13 protein-coding genes are annotated in these 13686 nt (G+C 71.7%); 6 read left to right on the top strand and 7 right to left on the bottom strand.

Features of this window, described 5'->3' with window-relative positions; translation table 11 throughout:
- The first annotated feature begins 14 nt into the window (after nucleotides 1-14).
- From R2S09_RS11625 to R2S09_RS11615, 3 genes are all read left to right on the top strand, one after another.
- A complete protein-coding gene (locus tag R2S09_RS11625) occupies nucleotides 15-875 on the top strand; it encodes an NAD(P)H-binding protein (protein WP_372337690.1) in 861 nt (286 codons plus the stop codon).
- An 88-nt stretch (nucleotides 876-963) separates the two neighbouring features.
- Nucleotides 964-1284 carry a hypothetical protein gene (locus tag R2S09_RS11620; RefSeq protein WP_316740934.1) on the top strand — a complete coding sequence of 107 codons (321 nt, stop codon included), beginning with the start codon at nucleotides 964-966 and terminating at the stop codon, nucleotides 1282-1284.
- A 384-nt stretch (nucleotides 1285-1668) separates the two neighbouring features.
- The gene (locus R2S09_RS11615; RefSeq protein ID WP_306187289.1) at nucleotides 1669-2424 is read left to right on the top strand and encodes a LysM peptidoglycan-binding domain-containing protein; all 756 of its coding nucleotides are present in this window, start codon (nucleotides 1669-1671) and stop codon (nucleotides 2422-2424) included.
- A gap of 346 nt (nucleotides 2425-2770) precedes the next feature.
- Here the strand turns inward: R2S09_RS11615 and R2S09_RS11610 are convergent, their stop codons facing one another.
- Genes R2S09_RS11610 through R2S09_RS11595 form a run of 4 tightly spaced genes read right to left on the bottom strand, consistent with a single transcriptional unit; the run spans nucleotide 2771 to nucleotide 7832 of the window.
- Entirely contained in the window at nucleotides 2771-3532 is a 762-nt protein-coding gene (locus R2S09_RS11610) for a carbohydrate ABC transporter permease (protein WP_372337695.1), read from the bottom strand.
- Nucleotides 3533-3588: 56 nt separating this feature from the next.
- A complete protein-coding gene (locus R2S09_RS11605; RefSeq protein WP_306187286.1) occupies nucleotides 3589-4557 on the bottom strand; it encodes a carbohydrate ABC transporter permease in 969 nt (322 codons plus the stop codon).
- 9 nt (nucleotides 4558-4566) lie between these two features.
- Nucleotides 4567-5811 carry an extracellular solute-binding protein gene (locus R2S09_RS11600; protein WP_316740787.1) on the bottom strand — a complete coding sequence of 415 codons (1245 nt, stop codon included), beginning with the start codon at nucleotides 5809-5811 and terminating at the stop codon, nucleotides 4567-4569.
- A 32-nt stretch (nucleotides 5812-5843) separates the two neighbouring features.
- On the bottom strand, nucleotides 5844-7832 hold the full coding sequence (locus R2S09_RS11595; RefSeq protein ID WP_316740785.1) for a beta-L-arabinofuranosidase domain-containing protein: 1989 nt from the start codon (nucleotides 7830-7832) through the stop codon (nucleotides 5844-5846).
- Nucleotides 7833-8027: 195 nt separating this feature from the next.
- Here R2S09_RS11595 and R2S09_RS11590 point away from each other — a divergent pair, with 195 nt between their 5' ends.
- The gene (locus tag R2S09_RS11590; RefSeq protein WP_399143940.1) at nucleotides 8028-9092 is read left to right on the top strand and encodes a LacI family DNA-binding transcriptional regulator; all 1065 of its coding nucleotides are present in this window, start codon (nucleotides 8028-8030) and stop codon (nucleotides 9090-9092) included.
- Nucleotides 9093-9276: 184 nt separating this feature from the next.
- Here R2S09_RS11590 and R2S09_RS11585 read toward each other — a convergent pair whose 3' ends face one another.
- Nucleotides 9277-10962 carry an acyl-CoA dehydrogenase family protein gene (locus R2S09_RS11585; RefSeq protein WP_316740782.1) on the bottom strand — a complete coding sequence of 562 codons (1686 nt, stop codon included), beginning with the start codon at nucleotides 10960-10962 and terminating at the stop codon, nucleotides 9277-9279.
- 31 nt (nucleotides 10963-10993) lie between these two features.
- Complete coding sequence (locus tag R2S09_RS11580) at nucleotides 10994-11659, bottom strand: TetR/AcrR family transcriptional regulator (protein WP_306187277.1); 666 nt, start codon at nucleotides 11657-11659, stop codon at nucleotides 10994-10996.
- Nucleotides 11660-11927: 268 nt separating this feature from the next.
- Here R2S09_RS11580 and R2S09_RS11575 point away from each other — a divergent pair, with 268 nt between their 5' ends.
- On the top strand, nucleotides 11928-12134 hold the full coding sequence (locus tag R2S09_RS11575) for a hypothetical protein (RefSeq protein ID WP_316740779.1): 207 nt from the start codon (nucleotides 11928-11930) through the stop codon (nucleotides 12132-12134).
- Nucleotides 12135-12194: 60 nt separating this feature from the next.
- Here the strand turns inward: R2S09_RS11575 and R2S09_RS11570 are convergent, their stop codons facing one another.
- Entirely contained in the window at nucleotides 12195-12803 is a 609-nt protein-coding gene (locus tag R2S09_RS11570; RefSeq protein WP_306187274.1) for a TetR/AcrR family transcriptional regulator, read from the bottom strand.
- Nucleotides 12804-12893: 90 nt separating this feature from the next.
- On the opposite strand from R2S09_RS11570, the gene R2S09_RS11565 reads away from it, so the two are divergent.
- Nucleotides 12894-13577: a class I SAM-dependent methyltransferase gene (locus R2S09_RS11565; RefSeq protein ID WP_306187272.1), complete on the top strand. Its 684-nt coding sequence runs from the start codon at nucleotides 12894-12896 to the stop codon at nucleotides 13575-13577.
- Nucleotides 13578-13686: the final 109 nt, after the last annotated feature.

The following is a 13686-nucleotide window of genomic DNA, read 5'->3' as shown; positions in this document are numbered from 1 at the left end:
CCACCGTGGACGTCATGATTCTGGTGACGGGTGCCACGGGCACCATCGGGAGTGACGTCGTACGACAGCTGGCCGCGCGCGGTGAGAAGGTGCGCGCCCTGACCCGCGACCCGGCGAAGGCGCGCGTGCCGGCCGGAGTGGAGGTGGTGCGCGGGGACTACCGCGACCCGGCCTCCCTGGAAGCAGCGCTGACGGGGGTGACGGCCGCTTTTCTGCTCCGGCCGCCCGGCCCCGACGAGGGCCAGGACGCGACGCTGGTCGCGGCGGCCGGGGCCGCGGGCGTGGGCCGGCTGGTGAAGCTGTCCGCGATCGGCACCGGCGCGGGCGCTTCCGGTCCCTCCGCGCTCTGGCACCTGGAGGGCGAGCGGGCCGTGCGGGAGAGCGGGGCCGAATGGACGGTGCTGAGGCCGTCGTCGTTCGCCTCCAACACGCTGAGCTGGGTCCCGGCGCTCCGGGCCGGTGAGCCGGTGCCCAACCTGACCGGGGACGGGGCCTCGGGTGTGATCGATCCCCGGGACGTGGCCGCCGTCGCGGTCCGGGCCCTGGTCGGGAGCGGGTACGCGGGGCGGACGTACACCCTGACCGGGCCGGAGGCGATCAGCGTCCCGGACCAGGCCGCCGTGCTCGCCGCGGTTGTGGGCCGCCCCGTGACCACCCGGGACCTGTCGCCGGACGAGAGCCGAGCATTCCTTCGCACCGCCTGGGGCATGGAAGAGGACCGGGCGGACGGCATGCTGGCCGGTGTGGCGTTCGTCCGCGACGGCGGTAACGCGGTGGTCACCGACGACGTGCCGGAGGTGCTGGGCCGTCCGGCACGCACCTTCCGTGCCTGGGCGGAGGACAACAGGGGCGCTTTCGAGAGCAGTTGGACTTGAGGGATATTCCGTTGTGGGGTGCGGGGCACCGCCGTAGGGTCCCCGCATGTCTCTACGTGTTCGCATGCGTCAAGCCCTCCCGGAAGCGATGCGCGCCCGCGACAAGGCCGCGGTGAGCGCCCTGCGTGCAACGCTCGCCGCACTGGACAACGCGGAGGCGGTGCCGGTGGACGAAGCCGGGGCACGGGGGCCGGCCCTCGAACAGTCACCGGTCGGGGCCGGTGCCACCGAGGTGGCGCGACATGAGCTGAGCGAGCACGGTGTGGTGGAGATCGTGCGGGCCGAGGCCGCCGAACGACTCGAAGCCGCAGCACAGTTGACGGAACCCGCGCATGCCGACCGGGCCGCGCGGCTCCGCGCGGAGGCAGCTGTGCTGCTGCGCCTCCTCGACGGCCATGGCGCCCCGTAGCGAATTCAGCGCCCCACACGCAGAAGTGGGATGTAACTCGCTATTTCATTAACTGTCCGACTTGCCCGAAATGCAGGCAAAGGTGCACTAAGGGTTCCTTTGCCGTTCTATGCCGGTCGGAAATCCGCTCCGCCCGCGGCGTGATGCAATTCACTTACGATGTGGCCTAGTGACGGAATACTTCCTTAACTGGCGCAATTTGCAGTGCAAACCCCGAGGAGATGCCCTTCCGCAACTATCCTGCTTAGTAAACAGGGTGATTGTCGACTTATTGATCTGCGGCTAACAATGTCCCCGCCGCAGCGCACCGCAAACGAAATGCGGTGTGAATTGTCGAGGGGGATCGGCAACTGCGGCCCATGCAATCCACCCAAGGACCGCACCATGCCCAGACATGCCGCCCACCGCCCGCGCCGAGCCTGGCGCTTCTCCGCCGGCAGCGCCGTCATCGCCGGCTCGTTCGCCCTCGCGTGCACGGCCACGCTCGGCTCGGCCGGGGCCGCCCAGGCCGCAGAGGTCACTCCGGCCGTCGCCTCCACCGGCGCGACCACCTATGTCGTCCAGCCCGGCGACCACCTGGCCGCGATCGCCCGATCCCTCGACGTGCCGGGCGGCTGGCAGGCCATCGCAGCGGCCAACCACCTCGCCGGCCCCTACGTCATTTACCCGGGCCAGGTTCTGAGCCTGCCCGACGGATCTTCCACGGCTGCGAAGGCCGCATCCGCCACGGCCGCGAAGGCCGCATCCGCCACGGCCGCGAAGTCCGGATCTTCCACGGTCGCAAAGACCGCGTCCGCCTCGACCAGCAAGGCGACCTACCCGGACAACCTGGACGGGTGGATCAGGCACTCGCTGGCCGTCATGGCGACCAACGGGATCCCGGGCTCGTACAACGGCATCTACCGCAACGTCATGCGTGAGTCCTCCGGCAACCCGAAGGCCATCAACCTCTGGGACTCCAACGCCGCGAAGGGCACCCCGTCGAAGGGCCTCCTCCAGGTCATCGACCCGACCTTCACCGCGTACCACGTGCCGGGCACCTCGTGGAACATCTACGACCCGGTCGCCAACATCACGGCCGCGTGCAACTACGCCTACCACCGCTACGGTTCGATCGACAACGTCAACGGCCCCTACTGACGTCACGGGAGAGCGGGGGCACGGGAACGCGAGGGCTCCGCTCCGCACGGTCGCGAGGCCGGCGGGCAGCCGCCGCATCAGCTTCCCGTGCACCCCGGACCCGATCACCCGTTGCCGGTGGACGCGGACTCCACCACCCGCATGCCCGGCAGCGTCGATCCCGCACGGTGCCCCCTGCGGGATCTAGGTCGAGGGCGGTGACGAGGCCGTCGGCGGGCGTGCTGTCGTCGGCGGGGGCGCACACGGCCGTGGTGACCGTCAGGCGGCGCGCACGGGCGGGAACGGGAGGTCTTGTGCGGCTCATGGAGGAGGGCCCCTCACGGAGGACGAGGGGAACCGGGTGAGCTCAGTCCTTCACGGCGCCCGCGGTCACCCCCGCGGCGACATAGCGCTGGGCGAGGACCAGAAGGGCCGCCGCGGGGACGGACGCGACGACGGCGGTGGCCATGATCGCGTTCCACTCCTGGTTGTTGTTGCCGATGTACTTGTAGATGCCGAGGGTGATCGGCCTCAGGTCGCCGCCGCCGTCGAGGGTGTTGGCGAAGACGAAGTCGGACCAGGCCCACAGGAAGCCGAAGAGCGAGACGGTGACGATCGCGTTGCGGCTGACCGGCAGCACGACCGACCAGAAGGTGCGCAGGGTGCTCGCGCCGTCGATGCGGGCGGCGGCGATCAGCTCACCGGGGATGCCCGACATGAACGCGGTGAAGATCATCACTCCGAAGGGAACGGCGATGGTGGAGTCGGCGACGATCAGGCCCCACCAGGAGTTCAGCAGACCGAGGTCGAGGAAGATGCCGTAGAAGCCCATCGCCATGACGATGCCGGGGATCATCTGGGCGATCAGCAGGGCGAGGCCGAGGACTCCGCGGCCGCGCGGGCGCAGCCGCGCCAGGGCGTAGCCGGCCGGAGCGGCGATGAGCAGGGTGAGGGCGACCGTGCCGAGTCCGATGAGCAGGCTGGTGCCGAGGTACGGCAACTGGTCGTCCAGGACCGCCCGGTAGCCCTCGAAGGTCGGGTGCAGGGGGAGCAGGTCGGGCGGGTTCTTGCGCATGTGCTGCTGCGGGGTGAGGGACACGTTGAGCATCCAGTACACCGGGAACAGCATCAGCGCGGTGAGCACCAGCCCGAGGACCGTGTGCCGGCGGGAACCGCTCACTGATGTCACGCTTCCTGCCTCCTCTGGACGCGGATGTACAGCAGGCCGAAGACGAGGGCGATGAGGATGAGCAGGTTGCCGACCGCGGCGCCGGGGCCGAACTTGGGCAGCAGCGTGCCGAAGCCCAGTTGGTACGACCAGGTCGCCAGGGTGGAGGAGGAGTCACCGGGACCGCCCTTGGTCATGATCCAGATCAGGTCGAACACCTTCAGGGTGTAGACGAGCCCGAGAAGCACGGTGATCGCCGACACCGGCCGCAGCAGCGGGAAGGTGATCCGCCGGAACACCTGCCAGGCGCTCGCCCCGTCCAGGCCCGCCGCCTCGTACACCTCGGCGGGGATGTTCTGCAGTCCGCTGTAGAGGATGACCAGGTTGAACGGGATGCCGATCCAGATGTTGGCGATGATCACGGAGGGCAGCGCCCAGCCGGGCGAGGTCAGCCAGCCGACCGGGTCGACACCGAAGAAGCTCAGGAAGTAGTTCACCACTCCGGACTCGCTGTTGAACATCCAGGACCAGGTCGAGGCCGACACGATCAGCGGCAGCAGCCAGGGGATCAGGAAGAGCGCCCGCAGCACCGTGGAGAGCCGGAAGTGCCGGTTGAAGAAGACGGCCAGCGCCAGACCGATGGCGTACTGGAAGGCGATGGACACGAAGGTGAAGACCATCGTGTGCCGCAGCGCGGGGGCGAACGTCGGGTCGTCCAGGACCTTCCGGAAGTTGTCCCAGCCGGAGAAGGGCGCGTCCCCGGCCACGAAGGAGCGGACGGTGTAGTCGCGCAGGCTGAGGTCGAGGTTGCGGTACAAGGGGTAGAGGTAGAAGGCGGCCAGGTAGGAGATCAGCGGGGCGACGAAGGCGAACGCGGTCAGCCGGCTCCGGCGCCGCAGCCTGCGCTGCGCCGGCGGCAGGCCCGACCCGCTCACCTCCGCCTGCGCCGTCTTGCGCCGCGGCCGGTCCACGCGGGTGACGGTCATGACTCGGCCTCAGTTCTTCTGCGCGCTCGCCTGCGCCGCGTCCAGGGCGGCCTTCGGGCTCTTGCCGCCGGACAGGGCCGCCTGGACGGCGGTCCACAGCGGCTGGGAGATGGTGGGGTACGTGGTGCCCAGGCCGCCGCTGGTGCGGCCGCGCGCCGCGGCCACCGCGTCCACCCACGGCTTGAGCTTCGGGTTCTTCGCGACCTGCTGGGACTGGACCGCCGCCGTGGGGGCGACGTACATCAGTATGGTGTCCGTCGACAGCAGGTTGGCGTCGCTGGTGAGACACTCGACGATCTTCTTGCTGACGTCGTAGCGCCCGGTGTCCTTCTGCATCGGGACGGTGGCGAACTCGCCGCCGGTCGGCACGGGCGCCGAACCCCCGTGCCGCGCCGGGAGGTTGATGACGCCGTAGTCGAATCCGGCCTTGTCGGCGTTGCCGAGCTGCCAGGTGCCGTTCTCGCCGAACGCGTAGGAACCGGTGGCGAACTCCTGCCAGCTGGTGGTCTGGGTGTTCTGCAGGACGTCCTTGGGCGCGTACCCCTCGTCCACCCACTGCTTCCACAGGGACAGGGCCGCCACGCCCTGCGCCGAGTTCAGCTGGGTGAGGTCGCCGCCCGCGCCCCAGAACCAGGGCAGGAACTGGAAGCTGCCCTCCTCGGTGTTGATCGCCGAGAAGGTGATGCCCTTCTTGCCCGAGGCCTTGACCTTCTTCAGCGCGGCGGTGAGCGAGTCCCAGTCCTTGACCGAGGCGGGATCGACGCCGGCGGCGGACAGGACCTTCTTGTTGTAGTAGAGGGCGAGTGTGTTGGCGCCGATGGGCACGCCGTAGGCGGAGCCGTCGATGGTGCCCGCGCCGATGATGTTCTTCTGGACCGGCTTCGTGTCCAGGCCGATCTCGCTGGTCTTCGTGAGGATGCCCGCCTCCACCAGCGTGGAGACGACCGGGTTGTCGACGAGCATCACGTCCGGCGCGTTGCCCTGCTGGGCGGCCAGCAGGGCCTTGTTGCCCAGGTCGGTGGTGTCGTACGCGGTGCGCTTGACCTTCACCCCGGCCTTCGTCCCGCACCCGGCGACGAGCCTGCCCCACGGGGAGGAGGCGTCCAGCTGCGGATACGGATCCCAGAAGGTGTACGTCCCTGAGGACGCCCCGGTGGAGCCGGACGAGCCGGAGCCGCCCCCGCAGGCAGTGAGCGAGGCGAGCGTGCCGGCTGCGGTGAGTGCGGCGAGGAGGACGCGGCGGGTGGATATCACGGGATGACCTCGATGCTGGTAGGGCGGGACGTTCAGGACGTGGGCAGCCAGACGCGCATGCTGCCGTCTTCGCGGTTGGCCCATGAGTAGTAGGGGACGGCCGTCAGCTCGACGGGCTTCTCCTGGGTCTGCTTCGGTGTGTGCGGCGTGTGCGGCGTGTGCGGCGTCTGCGGCGTGTGCTGCTTGTGCTGCGTGTATGGCGTGTACGGCCACCAGCCCGGCTGCGGGACGGCTCGCCGGCGTCCGGCGGCGACCACCGTGGTGACGCCGCCGAGCAGGTCCGGGCGGTGCTTCACGGCGAGGGGGCGGGTGGTGTCGACGACGATGTCGTCCAGGCCGCCACCGGGGTGGTCGGCCTGCTCCAGGCAGTACACGAGCGGGCCGCGTTCGATCGCCACGCAGCCGCGTACGGCGTCGACCCGGGGGTCGGCGACGGTGAGGCGGGGCTCCAGTGCCAGCTCCAGCACCACCCGGTCCCCGGCGGCCCAGGTCCGCCGCAGCCGCAGCCAGCCGTCGGTCACGGGGCCGTCGTAGGTCTCCTCACCGCACCGGACACGTACGTCCTGGCACCACTGCGGGGCACGGATGGACAGCGTCCAGGGCCGGTCGGCCGGGGTCTCCTCGACGGTGAAGGCGAGCGTGCCGTGCCAGGGGTAGGCGGTCGCGCAGCGGACGGTGACGCCGTCGCCGGAGTAGCGGCCGGTGACGTACTGGTGGATCTGGAGGCCGTCGCCGTCCGTGGTGGCGAGGTAGTGCGGCAGAGAGGCCAGCAGCCGCATGACATTGGGCGGGCAGCAGGCGCAGCGGAACCACCGGGTGCGCCGGGCGGACTGGTCGCCGCCGGAATCGGTGTGGCCGTCACGGACCTGGAGCGGGTTGACGTACAGCCAGCGCTCGCCGTCCAGCGACACCCCGGCCAGGAAGCCGTTGTACAGGGTGCGTTCGATCAGGTCGCTGTAGCGGGCCTCGCCGGTCAGGAGGGCCATGCGCCAGCTCCACTGGACGGAGGCGATGGCGGCGCAGGTCTCGCAGTAGGCGCGCTCGTTGGGCAGTTCGTAGGGGTCGCCGAAGTCCTCCTGGTCGTGGTGGGCGCCGAGGCCGCCGGTGAGGTGGGTCTTGGTGGTGGTCATGGCATGCCACAACCGCTCGGCGGTGGCGCGCAGTTCGCCGTCACCGGCCTCGGTGGCCAGATCGGTGACGGCGGCCAGCAGGTACAGCTGCCGCACCGCGTGGCCCTCGACGTTCGCCGCCTCGCGCACGGGGACGCGGTCCTGGCAGTAGGCCTCGCCGCCGATCAGGCCGTGGCCGTAGCGGTCGACGAAGTAGGCGGCGAGGTCCAGGTAGCGGTGCTCGCCGGTCTCCCGGTAGAGCTCGACCAGGGCGGTCTCGACCTCCGGGTGGCCGTCGATGCCGTCGACGGGCCTGCCGCTGCCGGGCGGGCCGAAGACGGAGTCGATGTGGTCGGCGAACCGGCGTGCCACGTCCAGGAGTTCGGGCCGTCCGGTGCTCCGGTGGTGGGCGACGGCGGCCTGGATGAGGTGCCCGGCGCAGTACAGCTCGTGGCCCCAGCGCAGGTCCTTGTACCGCTCGCCGCCCTTGACCAGCTGGAACCAGGTGTTCAGATAGCCGTCGGGCTGCTGGGCGGCGGCGACGAGTCCGGTGATGTGGGCCACGTGGGCCGCGAGGTCACCCTCCGCCTGGTCGGCGAGCTGCCAGGAGGCGGCCTCCAGCCACTTGTAGACGTCGGTGTCGACGAACGGGTACGAGCCGCGGAACTCCCCCTCGGCCGTGCCGGCCGCGAGCCGCAGGTTGTGCAGATTGCCCGCGGACTCCAGCAGGCCGGGGCCCTGCGGGAGCGAGGTGCGGGCGTTGACTTCGCGCCGGTCGTGCCAGAAGCCCGCGTCGATGCCGGCGACGGCGGGCCGCAGAGCGGCCCGGGCGTGAGGACCGAGCCGGACCGGACCGGGGGAGGGCCGGACCGGACCGGGGGAGGTGGGCGGGGTGGAGCTGGTGCGGCGCATGGTTCTCCGAGGGGAGGTGGGCGGGAGAGCTGACGCGAGCCGTCGAGCAGATATGAGCAACCGTTTTCCTGAGCGGACAGTAGAGGTGCAGAGCGCAGTGGCGGTCAAGGGTTTGAGCAAGATTTCTTGCATGATGCGAAGGCTGGAACTCTCTCCCGCGGCCTGTCAGGATGGCCGTATCGACAGCTCTGAGGAATGGCTCCAGGAAAAGGTTTGCTCGTGACCTCTGCCGCAGGTGTTCCAGGCTCTCCCCCCGCCGGCCGGGCCAGACTCGCCGACGTCGCCGCGCTCGCGGGCGTCAGTGTGGGCACGGCCTCGAAGGCCCTCAGCGGTGCCGGCCGGATGCGCCCGGAAACCCGGCAGCGGGTGCTGGACGCGGTGGAGGCCCTCGGGTTCCGGCCCAACCAGCACGCCCAGAGCCTGCACACCGGCCGCAGCTGGACCGTCGGCCTGATGACCACGGACGGGATCGGCCGCTTCAGCACGCCGGTCCTGCTGGGCGCCGAGGACGCGCTCGGGGCCGGGAAGATCTCGGTGCTGCTGTGCGACACGCGCGGCGACGCCATCCGGGAGCAGCACCACCTGCGCAACCTCATGGACCGCCGGGTCGACGGCATCATCGTCACCGGCCGCCGTACGGACCCGCGCCCGCCGCTGACCGGCATCACGGGTCTGGAGTCGGTTCCCGTGGTCTACGCCCTCTCGCCCTCGACCGACCCCGCCGACACATCGGTCGTCACGGACGACCAGGGCGGCGCCCAGCTCGCCGTGGAGCACCTGCTGTCCACCGGGCGCACCCGCGTCGCGCACGTCACCGGCCCGGAACACCACGCGGCGGCCCGCGACCGCGCCCGCCACGCGGTGGGGCACCTGCGCGCCGCCGGACTGTCGCCGGCCACCGGCAGGGTGCACTTCGGAGAGTGGAGCGAGGCATGGGGCCGGCGCGCCGCCGACGCGGTCCTGCGCACCGCGCCCGACACCGACGCCTTCTTCTGCGGCAACGACCAGATCGCCCGCGGGGTCACCGACGCGCTGCGGGAACGCGGCGCGAGCGTGCCCGAGGACATCGCGGTCATCGGCTACGACAACTGGGACACGATGGCCCTGGCCAGCCGCCCGCCGCTCACCACGATCGACATGAACCTCGCGGAGATCGGCCGGGTGGCGGCCCTGCAACTGCTGCGGGCCATCGACGACGCCGACGCGACCCCCGGAGTGCACACCGTGCCCTGCCGGCTGGTGGTACGGGAGTCGACCTGAGGGACGGAGTGCCAACGGGACATGTGAGGGGGCGGCGTACTCACGAACGACGCGTAGGCGGCGGTGCCCTCACGAACGACGCGTGGGGGCAGCGCCCTCGGGAACCGATGCGTGAGAGGCGGTGCCCGCAGGAACCGCGAGGGGCCCGCTCCTGCAGGAGGCGGGCCCGCTGTGGCCGGGGCGGTCAGTGGGGCAGACGTGCGAGCAGTCCCGCGAAGTCCGTCCCGGGCGGCAGCGTCCCGAAGGCGAGCCCCCGGTCCCCGGCGAGACGGGAGGCGCAGAACGCGTCGGCGACGGCGGCGGGGGCGTGGCGGACGAGGAGCGAGCCCTGCAGGACGAGGGCCGCGCGTTCGATGACCCGGCGGGCGCGCAGAGCCGCGTCCTCGGTGGGCGCGAGTTCGTCACGCAGTGCGCGCCAGGCCGCGTCGAGACGGCGGTCGGCTCCGGTGGCGGCCTCGACCTCGGTGCGGAAGGCGTCCAGGGACTCCGGCTCACGGGTGAGCGCGCGCAGCATGTCCAGTGCGTTGACGTTGCCCGAACCCTCCCAGATGCCGTTGAGCGGGGCCTCGCGGTAGAGGCGGGGCATTCCGGAGGCCTCGTCGTATCCGTTGCCGCCCAGGCACTCCAGTGCTTCGGCGACGGTGGCGGGCTGCCGTTTGCACACCCAGTACTTGGCGACGGCGGTGGCGAGGCGGAGGAAGGCGCGTTCCTGTGCGTCGCCGCGCTGGGCGCGGTCGGCGGCGCCGGCCAGCCGCAGCGCGAGGCCGGTGGCGGCCTCGGACTCCAGTGCGAGGTCGGCGATGACGTTGCGCATCAGGGGCTGGTCGATCAGCTTCGCGCCGAAGACCGCGCGGTGGCGCACGTGGTGGGCGGCCTGGGCCAGGGCCGCGCGGGTGCCGGCGGCGGAGCCGAGCACACAGTCCAGGCGGGTCATGGTGACCATCTCGATGATGGTGCGTACGCCCTTGCCCTCGGGTCCGACGAGCCAGGCCACCGTGTCGTCGAACTCGGGCTCGCTGCTGGCGTTGGAGCGGTTGCCGAGCTTGTCCTTCAGTCGCTGGATGCGGAAGGTGTTGCGGCTGCCGTCGGGCAGCACCCGCGGGAGGAGGAAGCAGGACAGCCCGCCCGGCGCCTGGGCCAGCACGAGGAAGAGGTCGTTCATGGGCGCGCTGGTGAACCACTTGTGTCCGCGCAACCGCCAGGTTCCGTCCGGCCGTTCGACGGCGGTCGTGGTGTTGGCGCGCACGTCCGTGCCGCCCTGCTTCTCCGTCATGCCCATTCCGGCGAGCAGGCCGCGCTTGTCGGCGGGCGTGCGCAGGCCGGGGTCGTAGACGCGACTGGTGAGCAGGGGCTCGTACGTCGCGGCGAGGTCGGGGGAGTGGCGCAGGGCCGGGACGACGGCGTAGGTCATGGAGACGGGGCACAGGTGTCCCGGCTCCAGCATGGTCGTCAGCATGAAGCTCGCGGCGCGGGCCACGTGGGCGCCGGGGCGCTCGTCGGCCCAGGCCGCACCGGCGAGGCCGGCGCCGACCGAGGAGTTCATCAGGTGGTGGTAGGCGGGGTGGAACTCGACCTCGTCGACGCGGTGGCCGTAGCGGTCGTGGGTGTGCAGCACGGGTTCGTGGCGGTTGGCCTGGTCGGCCCACAGCTGCGCCTCCTCGCCGCCCGCGAAGCGGCCGAGGCGGTGCAGCTCGTCCAGGTGCCACTCGGCACCCTCCCGGCGCACCGCCTCGATGAGCACCGGGTCGTCGGCGAGGTCGTGGCCGGTCAGCGGCGGGGGCTGGTTGGTGACGGCGTGCGTCACGGCGGTGGGATGGCTGCCGGGCACGGTTGTCGCGGCGGTCTCGGGGGTCTCGGCGGTCGTGGTCATCGTGGGTCCTCCGGGATGCACGGTCAGGGCGTCATGGCGGGGTCATGTCGGGGGCACGGCCGGGTCGCGTCGGGGTCGTGGGGCGGGGCTCCGCGGGCGGGGCGCCGGCGCAGCGCAGAGCGGTGGCGGTGAGGTCGGTGAGGAGTTCCTCGCTGCTGTGGTCGTCGGAGGCACCGAGAGGATCGACGAGGATCTCGCCGATCGCCCCGGTGAGCGCGGCCGCGGTGACGCCGGCGTTCTGCGCGGGCAGCAGGCCCTGCGCCATGCCCTCGTGGACCACCTCGGCGAACAGCGCCCGGTAGCGGCGGCGGAAGTCCAGGCGCTCGGCGCCGACGGCCGGTTCGGCGGGGGCGGCGAGCAGCGCGTAGGCCAGTCCGCGGTTCTCCAGCGCGCGGCGGGCGAAGACCCGCACGCCGCGGCTGAGGCGTTCCACGGGGGTGCCGGGGCCGCGCAGCACCTCGCCGAGCACGTCGACCTCGTGTCCGGCGGCCCGCCGGAACACCTCCACGGCGAGTGCGGCCTTGGAGGGGAAGTGCTGGTAGACCGAGCCGGCCGCGATGCCGGCCGCGTCGGCGACCGCGGTCACGGACGCCTGTGACCAGCCCACTTCCGCGACCACCTGGGTGGCACACACGACGAGGTGTTCGCGCGCGGCCTGAAGTCGGCGGATTTCCGCCGGGGTCTTGCGGTACACCATGGAAGAAGTGAACCACCATTCAGACTTTCCCGCCACGGCCGGTTGCGCCGGCTTGGCTCGTCAGGAGGTGCGCCGTCCCCTGGCGGGCTCTCCGTCCGTGGGTGGAGAGCAGCGAGGGTCTCTCCATCGGCGCGTGGTTGGTGGTATCCAACTGCGTGCGCGGCGCCGGCGTCCCGCTGGGCAAGGAACACCATGAGCTACGGACGGGCCCTACCGGCTGGTCCGCGATCCCGTCTGCACCGGGCTGCTCGGCCTGAGCGCCGGTGCCATGTCGGCCTGCGGCTTCGGCGTCAGGACCGCTTTCCTCGTGGTCGCCGTCCCCCGGCTGCTGTGGCGGGTCCGGGTCGAGGACGGTCTGATGGCCCGGCGGTTCGGCGCCTCCGACGACGCCTGCCGCGCCGGCGTCCCGGCACTGATCCCCCGAGCACGGTCCGCCTGGTTCGGCGCGCGCCACGCCGGCAGCGAGCAGCGGTAGGCCGGTCCTGTGCGGTAGGCGGCCCGTGCGCGGGAGGGCTGCCCCGGTCTCTGGCCGGGCTCAGGGCAGCAGGGAACGGAGCGCCAGGTCGGTCACCTCCGCCTCGACTCTGTCCCGCCCGGGAACGACCGCTGCGCGGAAGGACCGGCTCGCCAGCAGGGAGACCAGCCACCAGGCCGCGGTGTGCGGGTCGACGTCGTCCCGGACGTCCCCGGCGGCCTGGCCGCGGAGCAGCAGCTGCGCGAGCGCTTCGACGAACTGCTGGTGGACCGCGCGGAGGGCGGTCCCGAGTTCCGGGTCGTGGGCCAGCCCGGCGGCGTCCGCGAAGAGGAAGCCGTGCGAGCCGGGCTGGTGGAAACGGTCCATGTGGGCCGGATCGAGAAATGCCGCCAGCACCTCGGGCACCGGGCGCCCGGCGTCGGCGGACTGGTTCAGCAGTGCGGCCACCGCCTGTGCGGCATGGTCGAGGACCGCGCGGAACAGCGCGGACTTGGTACCGAAGTTCTGGAAGACCACCGGCTCCGAGACGCCCACCCGTCGGGCGATCTCGGAGACCTTGCCTCGCTGGTAGCCCGTCTCGGAGAAGACCTCGGTGGCCGCGGCGAGGATCGTCGCACGGCGTTCGGCCGCGGGCAGGCGCTTGCGTGTACGGGGACGGGACTCGGTCACGTCCGACATCGTATGCGGCGCCTTGCCAACCTTCTTAGTCGCAACTAAGTTGGAGCGTACTTAGTCGCCACTAAGTTACGGAGGAGGGCCATGCCCCTCGGACACCTCATGCAGGGCAAGCCACGCGCGGACACACCGGGCGTGACGATCGCCACCCCTCGCGCGTACGAGTTCTTCGGCGGCCTCTGCTTCGCCGGCCGCCGCCGCGCGGCCTTCTCCCGCCTCGCCCGGATCAGCGGGGCGGAGGCCGGTGACCGCGTCCTGGACGTGGGCTGCGGCACCGGCTGCCTGACCCGTCACATGGCCGCCCGGGTCGGCCCCGACGGCGCGGTGACCGGCGTGGATCCGTCGCCGCCGGTCCTGGCCTACGCCCGCCGCAGGAGGCAGCGGCCGGGCAGCGCCCCCTGCACCTACCGGGAAGGGATCGCCGAGTCCCTCGACCTGCCGGACGCCTCCTTCGACACGGTCGTCACCAGCCTGATGCTGCACCACCTCCCGGAAGACCTCCGGCCGGCGGCCCTGCGGGAGATGCACCGCGTGCTGCGGCCCGGCGGGAGCCTGCTGGTCGTCGAATTCCGCCCGCCGAAGAGCCGGCTCGGTCGGCACCTGGTGCACGGCGCGGCGAGCCACGCCATGTCCCACAACCGGGTCGACCTCCTCGACGGACTGATCACGGACGCCGGCTTCGCGGTACGCGGCAGCGGTGACGTCCGGCCGTGGCTGTGCTTTGTGCAGGCGGTACGCCCGGGAGCGGCGGATCCGGGCCCGCGGTGACGGAAGGCGGGGTGCGCGGCGGGGCGGTGCAGGGTCTGCTCGTGTGAGCCCTGTACGCGCCCCCGCCGGGGCGGCGAAGATGCGGCCTGTCGGCGGGTACGGGGACCAG

This window comes from Streptomyces sp. MK7 (genome assembly GCF_032658145.1).
In the GTDB taxonomy this organism is placed as follows: Bacteria; Actinomycetota; Actinomycetes; order Streptomycetales; family Streptomycetaceae; genus Streptomyces; species Streptomyces spiralis.
The sequence above is the reverse complement of the archived record's forward strand: the minus strand, read 5'-3'. Positions and strand labels throughout refer to the sequence as shown.